General features: G+C 41.0%; 13 protein-coding genes. 7 read left to right on the top strand and 6 right to left on the bottom strand.

The genetic code is table 11. The annotated features are described in order from the left end of the window. Positions 1-200 precede the first annotated feature (200 nt). On the top strand, positions 201-1,481 hold the full coding sequence (gene gltA / locus HMO_RS0110250; protein ID WP_033444711.1) for a citrate synthase: 1,281 nt from the start codon (positions 201-203) through the stop codon (positions 1,479-1,481). 264 nt (positions 1,482-1,745) lie between these two features. Here gltA and HMO_RS0110245 read toward each other — a convergent pair whose 3' ends face one another. After that, positions 1,746-4,898, bottom strand: a complete 3,153-nt coding sequence (locus HMO_RS0110245; RefSeq protein WP_010302459.1) for a hypothetical protein — start codon at positions 4,896-4,898, stop codon at positions 1,746-1,748. A gap of 336 nt (positions 4,899-5,234) precedes the next feature. Here HMO_RS0110245 and HMO_RS15755 point away from each other — a divergent pair, with 336 nt between their 5' ends. The 6 genes from HMO_RS15755 (at position 5,235) to HMO_RS0110205 (ending at position 12,897) form a co-directional block, all read left to right on the top strand. Beyond that, the gene (locus HMO_RS15755) at positions 5,235-5,597 is read left to right on the top strand and encodes a hypothetical protein (RefSeq protein WP_010302457.1); all 363 of its coding nucleotides are present in this window, start codon (positions 5,235-5,237) and stop codon (positions 5,595-5,597) included. Positions 5,598-6,177: 580 nt separating this feature from the next. Beyond that, positions 6,178-7,323 (top strand): hypothetical protein, encoded by a 1,146-nt coding sequence (locus tag HMO_RS0110235; protein ID WP_010302452.1) that lies wholly within the window; start codon positions 6,178-6,180, stop codon positions 7,321-7,323. A gap of 515 nt (positions 7,324-7,838) precedes the next feature. Continuing rightward, the gene (locus HMO_RS0110230; RefSeq protein WP_010302451.1) at positions 7,839-8,969 is read left to right on the top strand and encodes a hypothetical protein; all 1,131 of its coding nucleotides are present in this window, start codon (positions 7,839-7,841) and stop codon (positions 8,967-8,969) included. Between the two features lie 732 nt (positions 8,970-9,701). Continuing rightward, a complete protein-coding gene (locus tag HMO_RS0110220) occupies positions 9,702-10,721 on the top strand; it encodes a gluzincin family metallopeptidase (RefSeq protein ID WP_010302447.1) in 1,020 nt (339 codons plus the stop codon). An 86-nt stretch (positions 10,722-10,807) separates the two neighbouring features. Beyond that, on the top strand, positions 10,808-11,632 hold the full coding sequence (locus HMO_RS15750) for a leishmanolysin-related zinc metalloendopeptidase (protein WP_010302444.1): 825 nt from the start codon (positions 10,808-10,810) through the stop codon (positions 11,630-11,632). Positions 11,633-11,934: 302 nt separating this feature from the next. Then, a complete protein-coding gene (locus HMO_RS0110205; protein WP_010302442.1) occupies positions 11,935-12,897 on the top strand; it encodes a trypsin-like serine protease in 963 nt (320 codons plus the stop codon). Between the two features lie 118 nt (positions 12,898-13,015). Here the strand turns inward: HMO_RS0110205 and HMO_RS0110200 are convergent, their stop codons facing one another. The 5 genes from HMO_RS0110200 to gatB all read right to left on the bottom strand — a co-directional run bounded on the left by HMO_RS0110200 (position 13,016) and on the right by gatB (position 21,057). Beyond that, complete coding sequence (locus tag HMO_RS0110200) at positions 13,016-14,365, bottom strand: leucine-rich repeat domain-containing protein (protein WP_010302439.1); 1,350 nt, start codon at positions 14,363-14,365, stop codon at positions 13,016-13,018. A gap of 190 nt (positions 14,366-14,555) precedes the next feature. Beyond that, positions 14,556-16,571 carry a leucine-rich repeat domain-containing protein gene (locus HMO_RS0110195; protein ID WP_175282116.1) on the bottom strand — a complete coding sequence of 672 codons (2,016 nt, stop codon included), beginning with the start codon at positions 16,569-16,571 and terminating at the stop codon, positions 14,556-14,558. 382 nt (positions 16,572-16,953) lie between these two features. Beyond that, positions 16,954-18,543 (bottom strand): SEL1-like repeat protein, encoded by a 1,590-nt coding sequence (locus HMO_RS15745; RefSeq protein WP_010302432.1) that lies wholly within the window; start codon positions 18,541-18,543, stop codon positions 16,954-16,956. Between the two features lie 72 nt (positions 18,544-18,615). Next, complete coding sequence (locus tag HMO_RS17100; RefSeq protein ID WP_010302429.1) at positions 18,616-18,768, bottom strand: hypothetical protein; 153 nt, start codon at positions 18,766-18,768, stop codon at positions 18,616-18,618. A gap of 807 nt (positions 18,769-19,575) precedes the next feature. Next, positions 19,576-21,057: an Asp-tRNA(Asn)/Glu-tRNA(Gln) amidotransferase subunit GatB gene (gene gatB / locus HMO_RS0110180; RefSeq protein WP_010302427.1), complete on the bottom strand. Its 1,482-nt coding sequence runs from the start codon at positions 21,055-21,057 to the stop codon at positions 19,576-19,578. Position 21,058 lies beyond the last annotated feature (1 nt).

Genomic DNA, 21,058 nt, shown 5'->3' with positions numbered 1-21,058 from the left:
GCAGGCCAAATAAGGTTTACAGCAAAGTTCTTCCCAGCACTAAAAAAATAAAGGTAGAATAGGATAACAGATTTCTATCGATTTTAACCGTATTTTAGGGGCTCTTTCATTGATTCTTAAATAATTTGCTCCTAAGATGTTAATATATACAGTCCGCAATGGAGGAATAAGTGACACTGTCTACAGATACGCATGCTTCGATGGCAACAGTTAGCTATAAAGGAAAAACCATCGAACTGCCTGTACTTCAAGGGTCCTGCGGCCCTGATGTGATCGATATCCGTAACCTTTATAGTCAATTAGGTGTATTTACCTTTGATCCAGGGTTTACGGCGACTGCAAGCTGTGAGTCGAAAATTACTTTTATTGATGGGGACGAAGGGATCTTGTTATACGGCGGCTATCCGATTCAGGACCTGGCTGAAAAAAGTGATTTTATGGAAGTGTCTTACTTATTGCTTTATGGTGATTTGCCGACGGCAGCGCAGAAAAAGGACTTTGTGAAAAATATTACGCTTCATACCATGGTCCATGAACAAATCCCAACTTTTTATCGTGGTTTTCGTCGCGATGCGCATCCGATGGCTATTATGGTCGGCGTTGTGGGCGCCCTATCTGCTTTCTATCATGACAGTCTTGATATTCATGATCCGCGTCAACGGGAAATAGCTGCTTATCGCATGGTCGCCAAGGTCCCAACCTTAGCTGCCATGGCTTATAAATACTCGATTGGTCAGCCCTTTGTTTACCCGCGTAATGATTTGGACTATGCAAGTAACTTCTTGCACATGATGTTCTCTGTGCCCACAGAACCTTATGAAGTTAACCCTGTCCTATCCAGTGCTATGGACAAGATTTTAATCCTCCATGCCGATCATGAGCAGAATGCCTCGACGTCGACGGTGCGTTTAGCAGGCTCTAGTGCTGCCAATCCTTTTGCCTGTATGGCAGCGGGAGTAGCCGCTTTATGGGGCCCCGCCCATGGTGGTGCCAATGAGGCTGCTCTCAATATGTTGCGAGAAATCCGTGACCCTAGTCGGGTAAAAGAATTTGTTAATCGTGCTAAGGATAAAAATGATCCTTTCCGGTTGATGGGCTTTGGCCATCGTGTTTACAAGAATTACGATCCTCGGGCCAAGGTAATGCGGGAGACATGCCATAAAGTTCTCAAGGAACTCAATATTCATAATGATCCCTTGCTTGAAGTTGCCATGGAATTAGAGCAGATTGCCTTGAGTGATCCGTATTTTATTGAAAAGAAATTATACCCTAATGTGGATTTCTATTCAGGTATTATCTTTAAAGCCATGGGCATTCCGACCTCAATGTTTACGGTGATCTTTGCGCTGGCGCGTACTGTTGGATGGGTGGCGCAGTGGAAGGAAATGATTTGCGATCCGCTGCAAAAAATTGGTCGACCTCGTCAGCTTTATACCGGGGTAATTGAGCGCCAGTATGTTGATATGAGCCAACGGAGGTAGATTTTGCCGCATATCGAGTATAATCCTCAGCCAGCAGCAACTTCCCCAAAAAGACGGGACATTGTCCCGTCCGTGTGGACGATTATGCGCTCTCACGTGAATGATAATACGCCCAGCTATTTTTACTGGTTTAGCCGCATTATAACAGCGAGTGTGTTCAGCTTCTGTTTGATCAGAATGATCTCTTATATCTTGTGAAAGCTTGGGGCAGGGGGCAATTAAATGGCCTCCCTTATTCCGTCCTCTGTAAACCATTGCCTCACGCTATTCCTCAAACTCATGGTCTGCTTGATCTTCCGCAGTGCCGGTGGCCATAGCTTCAGCTTCTTGAAGGGGGATTAAGTAATCCATAGGATAAGAAAAGAGGGCCAACACTTGGTTAGCAGTTGCTTTCTTATTCTCAAGCTCCTGGTATAGACTCCTGAGAGTTTCAGGATCAAGATGAGCCGCGTGCCTTAATAAAAGCTCAGCAATGTCACAGGTATAAAGAGTTAAAGCGTCCCGAAAGAGTTGCTGATAGTCTTTAGCCTCAATCTCTTGAGCATGCAGGGTTAGTAAATGCTCGAGTAGGCCGCTATTATCACTACAATGGTTAGAGATTACAGTTTTTATAAGATCAATCACTAGGGGCGCAGAAGTCGCGGGTATCTTAGCTAATAAGTAGTCTTTGACCTCATTTCTCTCCTTTTCATCATTATATAAGTTTAGCGTTAAAAAGCTCTCTAGAATCTGGAAGGTGTTTTTAGAAGTGAACGTCGCACCTTTGGAGAGTAAAAACTCAATAATTTCTAAGACTGAGGCAGGGGAGTAAAATTCTCCTGTGTCAAAAGATTCAGTATAATCGGCGCTAGGGGGAATGAACTGATCATCAACACTGATATCCAGTGATTGAATCGCAGCAGCAATCACTATCCCTGACTTTTCTGGGGTAAGCTGTATGCCTTGCTCTAATAGACAATTAATGAACTGAATGACCCCCTTTTTTGTAATAGTGCTTAAGAGTAAATCTTGATTTTGAGGCGTGAGGCTGAGGCCATTTCTTAGTAATACATTGAAGACTTTTACCGGGTTTGTGGCCCCTAAACAAGCTGGAATAAGCACTTTTTCAAGGTGACTAGCCTCAGGTTTTAAAAGCTTAAGTAAAAAGTCTGTTATGCTTAAATAGTCAGCATTGCTCCCTTGCACATAATTACTAAGTGAAGAGTAGAAAGGTGTTTTTATCACCTCTGGAAAACGAGATAATAGATATTCGGCCATTTCTTGGTTTTTCGCTTTGATAACTTTAAAGGCAGTCTCCTTTAAGAATTCAGGATTTAAAAAGGATTGAGCTTTAAGGCTAGCAAATCCTAACTCTACTACTCGCTCATCGCCTTTTTGCAGAGCACAGGGCAGGCTTAGATAGGCATAATTTTCGAGCTTTAGCTGAGGATTAATTTGCAAGTATTGATAAACGAGAGGGCCAACCTCTCTATAAGCATGCTTATCTTGCAGTCTGGCAATATTGCTTATAATTTTATAGATAATATGGTGGTACTTAGGGTCTCTTTTTAGCAAAAAGTATTTAAAAGCTTTTATGGATTGGTCTAAATGTTTGAAACTTAGGCTGAAGATACAGCCTGCTGGCAGAGAGGCATCACAGTTCAGATCGGGCCGCATCCTTAAAAGCCAAGCGTTAAAGAGATAATTTTTGGCTAGTTTGGGATCGTTCCAAGTTATATTAGACAGGGCTTGCGATTTTTCATAAAATAGCTTAGGCACATCAAAATGTGTCGGCTTAAGATGCCATTGGAAATCAGCTCTTGGGGCCTCATTTACATGAAATTGGATAATTATATTTTCATTTCTGGGAAGACTGCGGCAACCATCAACTTTCCAGCTTAATTCAAAGTCTTCTCTGCTAAACAACTTACATAAACGATCTAGCTTTTCTGCCGCTTGTTTATAGTTTCCTGTTTCTTTCTCCCACGGAGTATTGAGAACTGCATCAGGGATCAGATGAGCAAAAACATTAAGCATATTCTGTAAGCCATCACGGCCAGCAAGCTCATATAAGTCTAAGTTTTTATACTTTACTGCTAAAGTTTTATCCTTAACTAAGGCAGTATTCTTGCTATTTAAATCACATATAAGCTCACTCCATTCGGCATGGGCTTTATCAGTAACCCCATATTCAAGGCTGGAGAATTTATTAAGGTAACCTATGAGCATCTTTAAGGCCGGAAACTTCTCCATAAGATCCTTACGATCCATATCTTGATTGCCAGGGATTTCAATTCTAGCAAAAAGCTCTTCTATAAAAGCCTGATCAATAATCCCCCGATCACTTAAGAAGATATAGAAAAGATTTCTTAAAGATGTTTCGCCACAATCAGGATAAGAATACTGGGTTGTTTTGCCTGCTGCATTGGTATGAAGGAAATAAGTCGTCTCATAGCTTATAGGCTCTGGAATTGGGTCATCATAAACAGAAAAGCCTTTAAAAAGTAAAGTCACCCATTCTGGATGGAGAGGTGTAGGGGGTACCCTTGCTCCCATATAAGTGACGATGCTGTTATAATCTGCATTCCCAAAATAGGAGTCTGTAAGCTTGTTTGGATCTAAAAGACATGTTAAAGCCTTTAAATCATTCTTATGAGAGGCGGTTTTCCAGACAAAGGCCAAGAGCGCTTTCATACAAAAGTTAGGAGGGTAGATAAAATTTATACCAGAGTTTGTTCTCTCGTTATAGAGGGCACGCGTCAACGCACTTGCAAAGCGCGCTGCTACTAATTGGCGATAAGTTAACTTTTTTGTCTGTCCTTCTTCTAAGTATTCGCCTTTCACTCTATCTATCAGCTCTAGGGATAAGGGAGCATTCTTTGATTGCTTGATCAAGATATTGAAGATTCTTTGTTGAGTTTGGCGGGTCCAGTGCTGATATTTCTCTAGCATTGTCAAGTGAGGATTACCAGCAAACCAATCTCTTATAGTTGTTTGGATATGAAGAATTTCTGTCAACAGCAAGTTCATCCGCGATAGATCTTTGCCCAGGGCTGCAATCGGATCCTTGTCCCGCTGATTAGCGGTTAAAATGGCCCCATCCATTGAAGGAAAGAGATGTTGGAGAACGGCTGCTGCCGGATCATAGGGCCAGATTAGTTCAGATGCGGGTTTGCTATCAAAGGCAGGATGAAGCAAGGTTCTCTGAAAGTAGTTTTGGCCGGGTGCTTCTGCTAATACTCCATAATTGCCATTAAAACGTAGGCCTTCAATAACGTAAGAATTTAAGGCCACCATTCCCCATAACGGCGAATTAGGCCTTTGTTCTGGATGAGTGGCCTCGTAAACGTCTCTCGTCTCCGTAAAAGGGATCTCTGCTACTGCCGACTTCGCAAACATAATGCCAAGCAAGGATTTTTTAAGAAAAGAATTAAGCATAACTTTTTGTCCAGAAGTAAAATTAATCTTACCCTTATATTGGTCTTAGTTTTAATTATTCAATATGACTTTTCGTGTAAAGCGTAAAGTAATATTTTTTATATTTAGAAGGGAGTGACTGTCCTTTAAGGGCTTAAGTTTTATGAGTTAAGGCCTAATAAAGGTAATAAAATAACCTATCTATAATTCTCGAACTGTAAAGTTCTACTTTATAATAACTTCCCCTTGACCTTTAAAAAACAGCCCCCCATTTATGAAAAATAACGTAATTCTATAAAATTTTTTAGTTTTAAAATACTATATTTTCACACTTAATTTAAGGGATAAGGATTTAACATGAATTTTAAAGGTTTGGGAAGGAAAAAAAGTGGGCTTTTGATGCCCAGTGCTATTGCTTTCGCGGTGTCAGCTTCTCCAGCATTTACTCATCAAGGTGATGGGAAAAAAGATGTGGAAAATCCAAATATCGGTAGGGTGATAATGCAAACATTTAATCAAGGGATTAATGCGATTGGCGCCAATGTTCTACCGAAAGAGGTCCAAGATCAGATTATTGAATCTAAAAACTATCTCAAGACCCCGCCCATCGCTATTAGTTTCTCCGCCGAGGGTGCTAGATGCCCCGTACGATCGAGCCGTTCTCCTGCTCGAAAGCAAGAGCGTAAAGGAGCTTTCAAAAAAATATGTTTTCAATTATGACGAAGGTAAGAAATTAGTACCGATCGGCGAAGCAAGTAATTTTGCTGATACTTTTGCCCTGGAAGCCTTTCCTTTCAAGGTAAGCGTTTATCCTGTACCTTCAAGACCAGATCAAAAACCCATTGAATTAGGTCAACTTACTTTGGATGCTATTTGTGTCCCTACTGAAAATGGCTTAATCCGTAGCGCTGAAGCTATCCGCTTTAATCTTAGTGGGTTTGGCCTGAGGCAGACTTACCAAAATATGCCTAAGGCATTTTTACCGAAATAATTAAGTATATCTGAAGACTATTCTCCCTCTTTTCCGACTCTAGCATATCTCGATCACTGAGAGAGGGGAATAGTTAAAAGTATCTAAGAAATTTAATAGATCAAAATAAAAGTGAGGATAAAGCCTAACTTTTTTAATTTCACACGGAAGTTCTTTTGCTCGTATCAGCTTTTCTTCAGTTTAAAGCTTCGCGTTTAAACGAGTTTGAATACATATAAAAAATTTTTAGGAAAAATTAAATAGGACTGGAAATTGAATAAATCCGTCCTTACATAAATTTTATAACTTTAGTAAAGGATCTATAAACCAATGATAAATAAAGGCTTATTGACATTATTGCTGTCTATGACGGCGCTTCAAGCTATGGAAGACTTATCTTCAGGACGCAGGGAGGAATTACCTCTAAGAAATATGTCTATTTCTTCTCTTCTTAATCCAATCTCTGAAGAGGAAGAGGGGGCTCTTGCCTCTGACTGGCAAGTGGTGGAATCTATAGAAGGGACTATCGACTCTTTTCTTAGTTTACAGTCTGCTAGTTTCCTACCACAGGCGCAGGACTATGAATTATTTGCCGCTACGCAACCAGAGGCGGGTCAGAAAAGAAAGCATGATGCCACTACCCTAATTCTAGACGAGGAAGAAGAAATAGCTTCCGATAGCAACATCTCATCTTACCAAAATGTTGATTCTAACCTATTTTCAAAAACATATTACCTTAATTTGATACAGTCTTTCGACCTGCAAGAAACAAAGAAGAAAAAAGAAATTTTAAATCTTTTCTATAAAAATTTATTAGGGATCATTAATTTAGAGCCTAAGGTAGAAGAACATTTCTTGAAAGAGATAGCCCTTTGGAAAAGTATGAATGTAGGACAAGCAGGGGGAAGGAAGGCACTTGATGCTTTTGTAGACGCCTTAACGTCCAAATATCAGTTAAGTGTAATTAAGGACAGGTGCAGGCGCGCCAAGGTGGGAAAAACTCAACTCGATTCCCAAAGCCAAGAAATATTAGTCGAGATTGGACGAGTGGCTGCTGCCATTCTTTCTCACCGACAAAGTGAAAGTACAGAGCAAAGATCCGCTAAGCGCCCGCGAAGTGTTACTAGGGGAAGTAAACTTACTCTAAAGCAAGAATTTATGGAAGATATCATTAATATGGTTACCATCGAAGAATGTGAATCTTTGCTCAATGATATTTGCGATGGTAACAGGAAGAAATTAGAAGAACTTATTCATAAAATACAAGAAAAATATTGTGACGCGGAAAAAGCACCTCTTAAATTAAAAACTTTAAGCGGCCGCCTCAGACGTGAACATATAGAAAGTAAATTTCCTCATCATATTGCCTGGATTAGAGACGCTGACAATAAAGCTGTGATAGAAGCAAATTATAAAAGCTTGTTGCGTCTTATTGGGTCTCATAGTTCCGCTTTATCCCTTAGACAAGCATCATAGCTTTATAAAAGTCTCTAATCAGCTTCTTAGCTACGTCACTAAAATCTAAAGCTTATGGAAGAAAGGTAGTTTCTCATTAAGAAAAAGGAGAAACTACCCTTTTTCTCTGAAGTCATACTTCGACTTTATCAGTTGTAAGTCTACTTAGCTTACTCACTCCTACAGGATAGATTTGATATGCAGCCATTTCCAGGGCAATAAGCATTGCTTTGCAATCAGTGAGGAAGGCTAGCTTTTAAAAAGGTCTCTCGCCAAGGTAAAAAATGCATTGTTTCAGCAGCCCCTCTCGAAAGAGATGCATAAAAAATGAAGGCTATTTAAGAAGTCATTTTATTTTGATCCGCTTTTCCTCAACTGAAGACTATTCCTCAGCCTAAAGCTTAGTGTCTAAATGAGGCTGAACTTATATTAAGAAATATAGAAAAATTTTTTTAAGGAAATCTAAATAGGACTGGAAATTGAATAAATCCGTTCCTACATAGATCTTATAACTCTCGTAAAGGATTCATAACCCAATGATAAACAAAGGTTTATTGACATTATTGCTGTCTATGACAGCACTCCAAGCCATGGAAGACGTCTCTTCAAAAATGTCTATTCACTCTCTTCTTAATTCAGAAGATGAGTTCTCTGTTTATTCGGAAGAGCGGTCTCTTGCCTCTGACTGGCAAGTGGTGGAATCTATAGAAGGGACTATCGACTCTCTTTTTAGTTTTGAATCTGCTAGTTTCCTACCTCAGGCGCAGGACTATGAATTATTTACCGCTACGCAACCAGAGGTAGGCGACAAAAGAAAGCATAATCCCTCTACCATAATTCTAGGCGAGGAAGAGGAAATAGCTTCCGATTACAGCTTCTCATTTTATGAAAATGTGGATCCTAATCTTATCTCAAAAACATATTACCTCAGCTTAATACACTCTTTCGACCTGCCAGAAACAAAGAAGAAAAAAGAAATTTTAAATCTCTTCTATAAAAATTTATTAGGGATCATTAATTTAGAGCCTAAAGTAAAAGAACATTTCTTGAAAGAGATAGCCCTTCGGAAAAGTATGAATGTAGGACAAGCAGGGGGAAGGAAGGCACTTGATGCTTTTGTAGACGCCTTAACGTCCAAATATCAATTAAGTATAATTAAGGACAGGTGCAGGCGCGACAAGGTGGAAAAAACTCAGCTCGATTCCCAAAGCCAAGAAATATTGATCGAGATCGGACGAATTGCTGCTGCCATTCTTTCTCATCGACAAAGTGAAAGTACAGAGCAAAGACCTGCTAAGCGCCCGCGCAGTGTTGCTAAGGGAAGTAAACTTACTCTAAAGCAAAGATTTATGGAAGATATCATTAACATGGTTACCCTCGAAGAATGTGAATCTTTACTCAATGATATTAACCAAGGTGACAAAAAGAAATTAGAGGAACTTATTCATAAAATACAAGATAAATATCGGGACTCAGAAAACCAACCTCTTAAGTTAAGAACGTTAAGCGCCCGCCTTAGGAACGCTGATATAGAAAATAAATTTCCTTCTCATATAGGATGGATTAGGAATGCACCCAATAAATCTGTAATAGAAAAAAATTACAAAAAATTATTTGGTTTTATTTCTTCACGTAGTTCCAAATTAGCCTCAAGAGCAGCATCATAGCTCTATAAAGGATTTTAATAAGGTTTTTAGGTTGTGTGAACAAAATTGAAAGTTTATGGAAGAAAGGTAGGTTCTCCTCAAGAAAAGAGAGAAACTACTGCTTCTTATCTGATGTAGTACCTAGAATCAGGAACATCAATCCATATTATAAAGTATTTACGTAAGCCGGTGGGAGTGTTCAATGAACTGTGCCATCGGTTTAAATTGAGATCTAATTTGAGCCTAACTTCAAAGTAAATGGAAAGCTGTGAAATGGTCAAGGCACAATTAGAGAGTCAATAAGATGACTTCTCTGTCCTCGCAATCTAGCTCTAAGTGAGAATTGTCGTCTGTCTCATTCTTTCTCATTCTGTCTTAGTTTATTTCCTTTTTAATTGAGTGGATAATAAAGGTTAGGTTCGCTTTGTCTGGGATGGCTTTCCGCATCTGTTCCCAAAGAAGCCAAGCAGGGTCTATTTATCTGACCTGTATTCAGCAACCTTATCCGCACAATACCTGAGCACTGTATGGATGTCCTGGTCAATGACAGAGAGATCGGTGAGCTGTTTTTTAAACTTAATCATGCTGCCGCCCTCATAGGTGATCAGAATTTTTTCTGTGCCCCCTGAAAACCCCTCCTCTTAAAAGTGTGATGCTTAAGTACCCTACGTAAGTATATTTCTCGGATAAACAATAACTGTTTTATCCTCTACTGTTACGGCGTTGTCAGCTTAACACAGAGGTAAAATAAATATGCTGAAATTACAATATGGTACGCTATTAAATAGAATAAAAAGTTTAAAGACGAAGAGCGCCTTATTAACGTTAGCAAGTGTGTTATCAATCTTTGCTCTCTCACCTTCACACAGTAGCGAAGATTGGCGATTGCTAGATTTATCAAACGAGCAAATCTCAAGAGATGGACAAGAAGCCTTAAATGTTATCAATGGTGTGGTTAGCATGTACCGGCAAGATGCTCAAATTGGGCACTTATACTTCTCCTTACGCACCGACAGTGTCTTGGATCAGGTGAATGCTTCCTATTCTCGTGTTAATGGAAATAGAGCGCTTAATTTTCCTTATATTATCCAGTCTGATGGATGGAGCCTTTACGCTACTGCCCACGACCAAGGGATTGTCGCCCACGAAACAGGACATATGGTTCTAGATTATTTCCGGCCGAGCTGGCTAGACTCTCAATCAGCCCATCTTGCGGCTTTTCATGAAGCTTTTGCTGATCTAACCACTCAGTTCTACCGCTATCATAATCCCGCAAGCCGCCCAAAATTTATCTCTGAGCTAGAAAACGGCCAAGCCTGTGTCGGAGATAATGAATTTACCTGTATCCGTAATAATTCAGCTCGTTTGACTCTTATTAATGTCCAACAGGATGAAAGATTATGTGAATCTCACGAATTTTCTAAAACTTTCAGCAGTGCGGTCTACGATAGTATGGCTGACGCGTTTATGAGCAGTGGGCAAAGACCTCAGAGAATTAGAGCTCTGGGTACCATTGTTACCTGGCATAGAACCATGCTTATAAAAGCTGTTTTATCTTTACGAGGCTCTACTTCTTTGACTTTAATGGATATATCTTTAGCAATGCTAAGAGTATCGGATGAGAACCCCATTTATAAGAATGTGCTCGGAAATAGTTTTATAAAAAATGGCTTTATTACTCTGATCCATAAGTCTCCTATTTATTATTATCAGGCTAATTCACAATTTGTACCACTGTGTCAACTTCAAGATGGAAGGATAGGGAATGCTTGATTTTTCCACCTTTAGTTTAGCAATAAATATCGTCAAGTTTCTTTGGCGATATCAAGAAAGTTATCCCATTAATAAGGAATAAAATAATGATTTCAAGAAATTTTAGAATTATTGCGGCCGCAATAATTGGAGCTGTCCTCGACCTTGCATCCGTGTGTGAAGCAATGCAGATCGGGTTTGCTTATGACAGTTATTTAAAGCCTCAATATAAGGTAGAATTGACTAGGGCGGCGGCAAGGCTAGGGGAGGTTATTGTCACCACCTATGACAAACCACGTGATCAAAAATTTGATATGGTTGTGCGTGTCTCGTTAACCGAGTTAGACGGAATTGGCGGGACTCTTGCTCAAGCCGCTCCGACGCATTGGTTGCCATCTTCGCCGGAAGGATTATTCTATCCAGATCAAGGGGAGATGCAAATTGATGTTGCAGATTTGAATGATCCGGGACTCGTTAATATTGTAACCCATGAACTTATCCATGCCCTGGGCTTTGGTACCCTGTGGGAAGAAGATCAGCTCGTAAAAGTGGGCCGTTCTGGTAGATCTTATTTTATAGGTAAAAATGCCACAAGGGTGTATAGCCGGCTAACTCAGAAAAAACAGGCGGGAGTTCCGCTTCAAAAAGGCGGCGGTGAGGGAACGGCAGGGGCCCACTGGAGTGAGACAATATTCTATAATGAATTGATGACTGGCTATTATAATACGGATGAGATCAATCCTTTAAGTAAGCTTACGTTAGCCTCCTTAAAAGATATGGGATACGAAGTTGATTATAGCAAAGCGGACTCTTATCACTTGCCTTCATCAACGCCTCACATTCAGTCCCGTTTAAGAAGAGATCCGCACCAGCAGCCGTATCATAATTGTAGAGGTCATCGAACAACTTTTACCTGTTGTTCCCCGTCATAAGCGTTCAAGAAGAGTTAGTCTTTGAAAGAACTGTGCAGATTTGTAAGAGTCACTTAGAATAAGGATAAACTTTATAGACATATCCTCTCTCTTCCTTAGAAATTAGCAGTATGCGCATTAAACAGACAATTGTTGTCATGAGTAGTTTTTAAAGCGGCTTAAGGGCCGCTTATCAATATTTGAGAGTGGCAGTACATCTGATTAAGAAGAATAGCTGTAAAAACTGGGAGGTTTTTCAAGTAGGGGATCCCTGCTGTCTATTCTATCTTTTGTTTAATAGGGGACAAGGAGGGGGAAGAGTCATGATGTGTATTGTTTGGATAATCAGTGTACTCCTGGGATTAGAAAATGCTCAAGCCCATGATTTTCTCACTAATAATCCTTCGATAATCGAGGAATCTATTCGACGGGCCCGCGAAGAGCTGCCTTGTCAATCGACGGGATTCCTATGTAACATGGATACGCCCTCACCGCCGTACTCAGGAAGTGCTGTTCTTCTCAATCCGACGACGGCACTCACAGCACACCACGTTGTTGAAAAGTGGCAGCTCGATTCAGAGACAGCCAAGCTATGTGTCGACTCTGATTTTCTGGCTTGCCCGGATCTTGACCTAAGTGCCAACGTTGAGACAATTATTGCCTATCCTACTAGAACCTGGCGAAAACTCTTACCCTGTGAACATCAGCATTATCAATTTGGGCAGTTAGGAGCCTCTTTTACCGATGAAGATATTTTAAGAAGCCGCATTCGCCGAGTTGAGGAAGAGATATTTGTGCAACAAGGACCTGACTTAGCTATCCTTAAATTAAAGTCTCCTATCAATCTTCCCTCCAATACTTTTCTGCCCCTTCTTCCCAGCGCCATCGATCCCCGCAACGTTTCAGGCGTTAGAGTATTCAATCCGTGCTTTGGGATGATTCATCTCAATAATGGACGATTATTTCAAGTAAGGCCAAGCCATAAAGTGGCTATTCGGCATCTTGGCATTACTAACCTTACCTACACCTCTAACCTGAAATTATTTTATGAAAGATATGAGGCCCCTGAGTTCGGAACTGATAAATACTTAAGACAAGAAAGCCACCACCCCCTTCAAACCAAGGCGGCCTATGGAAGCAGCGGCAGTCCCTTCATCACCAAAAAAGGTGACAAATATTACATAGCGGCTATTCAATCGGAGGCGGTGCAGAGGGATCAGATATCTTACAGTATTGCCATACCTGTGTCCCCCTATTTAGACTGGATTCAGTCTTATTTAGATTAACCCTAAGCTCTTAAGGGCGATGAGTATGCCCATCCTTGATGAGGCTTAGCTTGTTTTCTAATCTTTATCCTTTACAAGCTAATAACTTATAATGAAGTCAGTCTGCTTGCTCTATAACCTATGCAGCGTTATCGCCTTTAGGGCTACCCTGGTTTTCCGTAATCAAGGAGCTGTGGGTGGAATTCTCCATACTTGCTTTTAGACGAGTAAGGACCTTAGCCGGCAATCCCTCAGTATTTAAAGAATTAAGGCTAGTGCACCTGTAGAGGAAGAAATATTTAATGGAAGTGAGATTAGACAACCCCCGCATATCCAAAAAGGTAAGGTTGGTACACTCCGCAAGGAAAAACTCTCGAATCGTAGTAACATTAAACAGTGCTCGGGTATCAAGAAAAGTAATTCTGATGCATCCTCGAAGGAAAGCACTTCCAATGGAAGTGAGATTAGACAGCCCCCGCATGTTTAAAGAAGTAAGAGTGATACACCTCTCGAGAAATGAAGCGCCAATGGCGGTGAGATTAGACAGTCCTCGCATATCTAATGAAGTTAGATTGGTGCACCCGCGGAGGAAAAGACAACTAGGCCCAATGGAAGTACATTTATTATTTATGTTTGTTAAGATGAGCTTACCTATATTAAGGTCACGGCAGATTGAGGTAGCATTTTTTTCATCAATATTATAAACAATCGTATGAGGATGATTGTCGGGAAGATAACCTTCTTGGTTAAGGCGCTTAAGACCCTCAGCATTCGATTGATTCACTACGATAAAATGCGGCTTTGTCGTCAGCCTTTTTTTATCGTGATCTAGGCCGACAAGGAAGTAACCATGCTCTGCTTTTAGCTTCTTGAGTGCTCTAATCAGGGTCTCATGATGGACTTCCTTAAATCTTTGAACAACTCTAGAAGAATCTGATATTTCGGGAGCTCCATAAATATGGGTAACAGGTAGGCAAGCCATAAGGAGGGTGAGGGCAAGGTCAGCATTTTTCTTGGGTATCCGTTTATCGAAGAGCGTGCTAAATAACTCCTGCGCCCACGCCTTATCCTTTTTAAGATAACGATAAAGGCTAATGCTTAAGTAATCTTTTGACAAATCTCTCTCAAGCCAGCTTGTCTGGGGAACAAAGAAACAGCCGTCATTGTTGAGAAGATTTGTTGCGATCGACTTAAACAAGCTCTTTTTATATTCTAAAGGGAACTCCTCAAATTCGGCCTCAAATGTTTCTGTAAAAGTATTAAAATTCTTCTTCAAGCTTAATAGGTAAAACTCATCGACACACTCTTTGGTGAGGCGGCAGGTAGTTCTCAGAGCTAAGCTTGTCTCAGCATCAGAAAGAGCGGCGATATTGGTGACAATCTCAAGCGGAAGATCGAGGAAGTTGAATTGCTCCTTATTTTCACGATCATTTGCTTTGCAAGTCATCGTCCAGAGACAGCCCATAAGCAATAATTGATAGAATTTCATGGGAATATTAACCCTTATATTTTATTTTATTATTTTGTCTCAATATAGGAGAGGGAAAGGTGTGGTTCAATTATCTTTTTAGATTATATTTGCTATTTTATGGAAATAAAGCAGGGAATAATCATCTATTAGTAGGCCCCACTTATTTATGTGTCCTTATCAAACTTAAAGGCTACCCTATTTTCCCTTGTTACAGAAGATGTAGATGGTAAGGCATCATTCTTGCTTTCAGAAGAGTAAGGATCTCAGGTGGTAATCCTTCAGTATTTAAAGAAATAAGATTAGTACACTTTTTGAGAAAATCATCTCCAATAGAAGTAAGGTTGGACAGCCCTCGCATATCTAAAGAGGTAAGGTGGGTACAACCCTTAAGGAAACTATCTCCAATGGAAGTGAGATTAGACAGTCCATGCATATCTAAAGAGGTAAGATTGATACATTTTTTGAGAAAATAATCTCCAATGGAAGTGAGATTAGACAGTCCATGCATATCTAAAAAGGTAAGGGTGTTACACTTTTGGAGGAAATAATCTCCAATGGAAGTAAGCTTGGATAACCCTCGCATATCTACAGAGGTAAGGGTGATGCACCCTCTGAGGAAATAATCTCCAATGGAAGTAAGCTTGGATAACCCTCGCATATCTAAAGAAGTAAGACTGGTACACTTTTGGAGGAAATAATTTCCAATCGATGTAACATTAGACAGACCTTGCATATTTAGATAGGTAAGATTGGCACACTCATCAAGGAAATAGTCTCCAATGGAAGTGAGTTTAGTCAGACCTTGCATATTTAGATAGGTAAGATTGACACACTTATCAAGGAAATAGTCTTCAATGGAAGTGAGTTTAGACAGTTCTCGCATATCTAAAGAAGTAAGACTGACACACTTTTTAAGGAAACAATTCCCAATGAAAGTGAGATTTGATAGCCCGCGCATATTTACAGAAGTAAGAGTGATGCACTTCTCGAGGAACGAATCTCTAATGGAGGTGAGATTAGACAGTCCGCGCATATCTAAGGAAGTTAGATTGGTGCACCCGCGAAGGAAAAAACTTCCAATGGAAGTGAGATTTGATAGCCCGCGCATATCTAGAAAGGTAATGTTGGTACACTCGGAGAGGAAATATTCTCCGATGCAAGTAACCTTAGAGAGCCCGCGCATATCTAGAAAGATAAGATTAGTGCACCCGCGGAGGAAAAAACTTCCAATGGAAGTAATCTTAGACAGCCCGCGCATATTTACAGAAGTAGGAGTGATGCACGTCTCGAGGAACGAAGCGCTAATGGAGGTGAGATTAGACAGTCCACGCATATCTAAGGAAGTTAGATTGGTGCACCCGAGGAGGAAAAAGCAACTAGGTCCAATGGAAGTACATCGGTTATTTATGTTTGTTAAGATGAGCTTGCCTATATTAAGGTCACCGTGAATTGAAGTAGCATCTTCTTCATCAATATTATAAATGATGGTGTGAGGATGATCCTTTGGAAGATAACCCTCTTGATTAAGGCGCTTAAGATCCTTGTGATTCGATTGATTCACTACGATAAAGTGCGGCTTTGTCGTCAGTCTTTCCTCATCCTGATCTATGCCGACAAGGAAGTAGCTATGCTCAGCTTTTAATTTCTTGAGTGCTCCAATCAGAGCCTCATGATGGTCCTCTTTAAATCTTTGAACAACTCCAGAAGGATCTAGTGTTTCGGGAGCTCCATAAATATGGGTAACAGGAAGGCAAGCCATAAGTAGGTTAAGGGCAAGATCAGCGTTTTCTGAAGGCATTTGCTGATCAAACAGCGTGCGAAATAACTCCTCTGTCCAGAACCTATCTTCCCTAAGATAAGGATAAAGATTAATGTGTAGGCAGTCTTTTGACAGGTGCCTCTTAAGGTAACTCGCTTGAGGAACAAAGGAATATCCATCTCGGTTGAGAAGATCTGTGGCGATCGACTGAATCAAACTCTTTCTATACTTTAAAGGGAGTTCCTCAAATTCAGCATTAAAGGTCTCTGTAAAAGAATTGAAATTCTTCTTCAGGCTTAATAGGTAAAACTCATCAACACATTCTCTGGTGAGGCGACAGGTGGCTCTCAGAGCTAAGTTTGTCTCAGTATCAGAAAAATTGGCGATATTGGTGACAATCTCCACCGGAAGAGCGAGGAGGTTGAGTTGCTCCTTATCTCGAAGGTCATTTGCTGTGCAGGTCATGGCCCAGAGGCAACACATAAGCAAGAATGGATATAATTTCATGGGAGTAACCACTCTGATGGTGTTATGTTATTATTCTGTCTCAATATAGGAGGCGGAAACGTGTGTTTCAATTATCTTTTCATTAGTTGCGTCTAATTTGTGTCTAGATTATACAGGTTGCAGCTTAAGCAAGCTTTTTCTGGATCTACAAGGGAATCTTTTTTATAGGGAAGCCGAGACGCTACAAAATTCTTGTCTGACTTCCTCATAGTATATGCTTTGCGATGAGCGTACGCCAAGCAAGACCCCAAAGCGAGTGTGCACCGCTCCGAGGGAAGTAGGCCGGATAACCAAGATCGTCAGCTACTCAATATATGATAAGATTCTTAAACCTTATCTTTTATATTTCGTGTCTTCTTGAGATAGAAAGACGCCGTCTTTTTAAGGCTTCCAACGCCTCTCCATCACCTTGCATAGCTGCCTGGAGATACCAGTGATCTGCTTGAATGTCATTTTGCGGTACACCTTTGCCATTCCTATAGCACCGGCCCAAATTGAATTGCCCGTCAGCATAGCCCTGGTTAGCTGCCTGTTGATACCAGTAGACCGTTTGAGTGTCATCTTGAGGGACACCTTGACCGTGCTCATAACAGGTACCTAACTTCTTTTGTGCCCTCGCATAGCCCTGATTGGCTGCCTGCTGATACCAGTAGACTGCTTGGGCGGGATCCTGAGAAACCCCTTCGCCATAAGTATAACAGAAGCCTAAATTGTTTTGTGCCTCAGCATGGCCCTGGTTGGCTGCTTTCTGAAACAAGTAGGCTGCTTGAGCGTCGTCTTCCGTAACACCATTGCCTTCCTCATAATAGATCCCTAAGTTGAATTGCGCATCGGCATGGACCTGGTTGGCTGCTTCCTGAAGCCAGTAGGCTGCTTGTTCGGCGCTTTGAGGAACACATTCACCGTGCTCATAACAGAGGCCTAAGTAAAATTGTGCCCACGCATAGCCCTGGTTAGCTGCTTGTTGATACCAGTGAACTGCATGGGTGTCATCTTGAGGAACTCCTATACCCAGCTCATAACAGTAGCCTAAACTGAGCTGCATCCTCGCGTCCCCTTGTTCAGCAGCTTGTTGACACCATCTAACAGCTTTTTCAAAGTTTGCATTAACGCTTTTACCATAATGATAGGCATTTCCTAACCTATACAGACCATTTATACATGTTATTCTTTTTGAGCTATTCTGTGTATGGTCACTGAGCAATTCCTTTGCTAATTCTTCTACTATATGCTCAAATAACTTAACAGCTTCCTGTTTATAAACTACAGAGTCTGGGGCGACGCCCGGCATGTTATACAGTTTTTCAGCAACTCCATAAAGTAGGGCAGGCTGAATGTAGGGTGTAAGTTTATGTATCATATGAACTTTATTGAGCCTGAGTAAGGCCTGGAAACATTTAAATAGGCTCACTTCTCCTTTCTCTGTTCCTAAGGAGAAAGCATATTCATGGTTATCTAAAAGTTGACAAGTTAAGGTCTTGCTCCCCTTAAGCTTAAGATTAAAAGATTGAATAATAAGGCATAATTCTAAAGTAAGCACTATATGGTCAGGATTTATGGTTTCTAAGTTTTTATTAAAATCGTCGGCTGAAGCGTTCTCAAGATATAACTGATCAAACACTTGAGCGTGTGGTAAATTTCGCTCCCGGCAGAACTGTATAAAGGGAGCCGCCTGATCAATTAATTGAGGAATACCATCCGCCTCAGGATTGATCATATTAAAAATACTTGTCATTATAGGCGATAAAATGTTTGTATCTTGTGGACCTTTTAAATCCTTTGAGTATTCTTTGAAGAATTTTATCAGATTTTCACGAAAGGCATAGGTAGTAAACCAAGGAATGTTAAGCTGATGGAACAGTGGTTGCTCTTCCTGTGTTAGGATTTTACAATACGTGGCCACAGCATTTGCATGGTGCCGACTTTGCAAAGCAAAGCTTAAGAGATCTCGCGGCTCTGTAATAAACTCAAGAATATGAAGGCAAACCTCAGGGGGTAATAGTTATTCTAAGTCCGCCTGTTCAGGCACCCCCACGACGGCAGCAATTCCTCCCAAGATATCTTTTTGTACTCGGTCATTATTATCTTGAAAGTCATTTGCTGTGCAAGTCATCACCCACAGACAGCCCGTAAGCAAAAATTGATTTAGTTTCATTGCATGTCCCCCCTAGATCGTTCTGTTTCAGAAGTTTTTCTCTGTATAGAGGAATAAATTTTATATTCCAAGGTTAAATTTAGGAAGTAAACTATCGTATTACGCTCCTTAAGATAAGTATTAGATCCCTCAGGTAAAGCGGATAAGGGTGAGAGAAAAGTGCATAAAAATGTAATCCTTTAAAGCTACTCTCGAAACTCTTTATAAATTTAATAGGATAATTATCCACTTTTATCAGCGGTGTTGGCGCAGTTGAAGTAGTGTGGCGCTCTAAAACAAAGGTGTAAGGTGGGCGGGGTGACAATGTAGTTGACGAATCCAAGCTAATAAAACTATTTTACCTGCTAATGAGGATGTCCATAATCGCTGGCTTTAGGGAAGGGCCTCTAATTTCGTGGATCAAATTATCAACATTAATGCTACCGCACTTATTACCGTCAGACATCATATTCATAACTTTGCTATGCCCATAAGGGAAGAAAGAAGCCCATCTCCGTCTTCTATCCTTTAGAGATTTAACTGTTGTGGCTGAACAAAATCTTTTCTTAATAAACCTCGCCTTTGAGGCCAAGGCATTTATTAAGAGGCAAGGGAAGGGAATTTAAAACTGAGGGTATTAAAAAATTTATAATTGAGCTTTCGCTGTGTTCTTTTCTTGGTGGGAGAGGGCAATAAAAAAAGGGTGCCGTCACTTTACCTTTTATATTATTTATTCTGTCCCATCCAAGAAGTCAGCAAGACGGCTTGGTCGCCGCATAATTTAATCCGATGCGATAAAGTCGTCTGCCTAATTTTTTCCTATTCTCGTCAGCTTAACTTGTTTTTAATTAAGTCGTTAACCAAACCGGGATTAGCTTTACCTTGGGTGGCTTTCATGACTTGGCCGACAAAGAAACCGAACAAGGCTTCCTTTCCAGATTTGTATTCGGCTACCTTATCCGCATGCTGTGCAAGTACGGTATCCACCGCCTGCTCAATGACGGAGGTATCGGTAATCTGCTTTAAGCCTAGCTCTTCCACCAGCAGGCTTGGAGCTTTTCCTGAATCCCACATCTTGGTGAAAACGTCTTTGGCAATTTTACCTGAGATTGTGTTGTCCAAGATCAAGTCGATCAATCCGGCAAGATTTTCTGCGGTGACCGGCATCGTCTCAACCGTTTTGTTGTCTTTATTCATCGCCGCGAACACATCGCCCATAAGCCAATTGGCAATCAGCTTGGCGCCTTGGGCCTTGTCTTTAGCCTTAAGGGCCGCAACCGCCCGTTCATAATAGTCAGCTGTTTCGCGTTCAGTGACGATAACGGTGGCATCATAAAGCGGTAAACCAAACTCTGCGATTAAACGTTGGCGCTTGGCATCGGGTAGTTCAGGCATGGTTATCCGTACGTTTTCAATCCTTTCATCGCTTAAGCGCAAAGGCAGTAAGTCGGGGTCAGGGAAGTAGCGGTAATCATGGGCATCTTCTTTGCTGCGCATGGACCGGGTTTCTCCCTTATTTGGATCAAACAGGCGTGTTTCCTGAATCACTTGGCCACCGTCTTCGAGGATATCAAGCTGACGCTGGATTTCGTATTCAATGGCCTGACCCAAAAAGCGAATCGAGTTGACATTCTTAATCTCGGCTCGGGTGCCAAAGGGGTCTCCAGGGCGACGCAGAGAGATGTTAGCATCGACACGCAAGCTGCCTTGTTCCATATTGCCGTCACAGGTTCCCAGGTAACGCAGGATAGAGCGTAGCTTTTTAACATACGCCATTGCTTCACTGCTTGAACGCATCTCCGGTTCTGATACGATTTCCATCAAAGCAATGCCGCTGCGATTCAAATCAATATAAGTTTTCGTCGGATGCAGATCATGAATGCTTTTGCCAGCATCCATTTCCATATGAAGACGGGTAATATTAATGCGCTTAGACTCGCCGCCCTCTAGGTCAATATCTAAATACCCTCCCGTAACAATCGGGTGGCTGAACTGGGAAATCTGATAGCCGCAAGGCAAGTCGGCATAAAAATAATTCTTGCGATCAAAAACTGAAAACTTGTTAACCGTTGCATTTAATCCCAATCCGGTTTTAATTGCTTGTTCAACGCAGAACTGGTTAAGGACGGGCAACATACCCGGCATCGCCGCCGTGAAGAAACCAACTTGAGTGTTCGGTTCAGCTCCAAAGTCAGTGGAACAGCCATCAAATAACTTAGCTTTAGAGATGGTTTGGGCATGGACTTCCAAGCCAATGACCACTTCCCATAATCCAGTGCGTCCTTCAATAAGGTTCTTATTTTCTGACATA

The sequence above is a fragment of the Candidatus Odyssella thessalonicensis L13 genome, from assembly GCF_000190415.1.
In the GTDB taxonomy this organism is placed as follows: Bacteria; Pseudomonadota; Alphaproteobacteria; order Paracaedibacterales; family Paracaedibacteraceae; genus Paracaedibacter; species Paracaedibacter thessalonicensis.
This window is presented reverse-complemented; position numbering and strand designations above follow the sequence as displayed.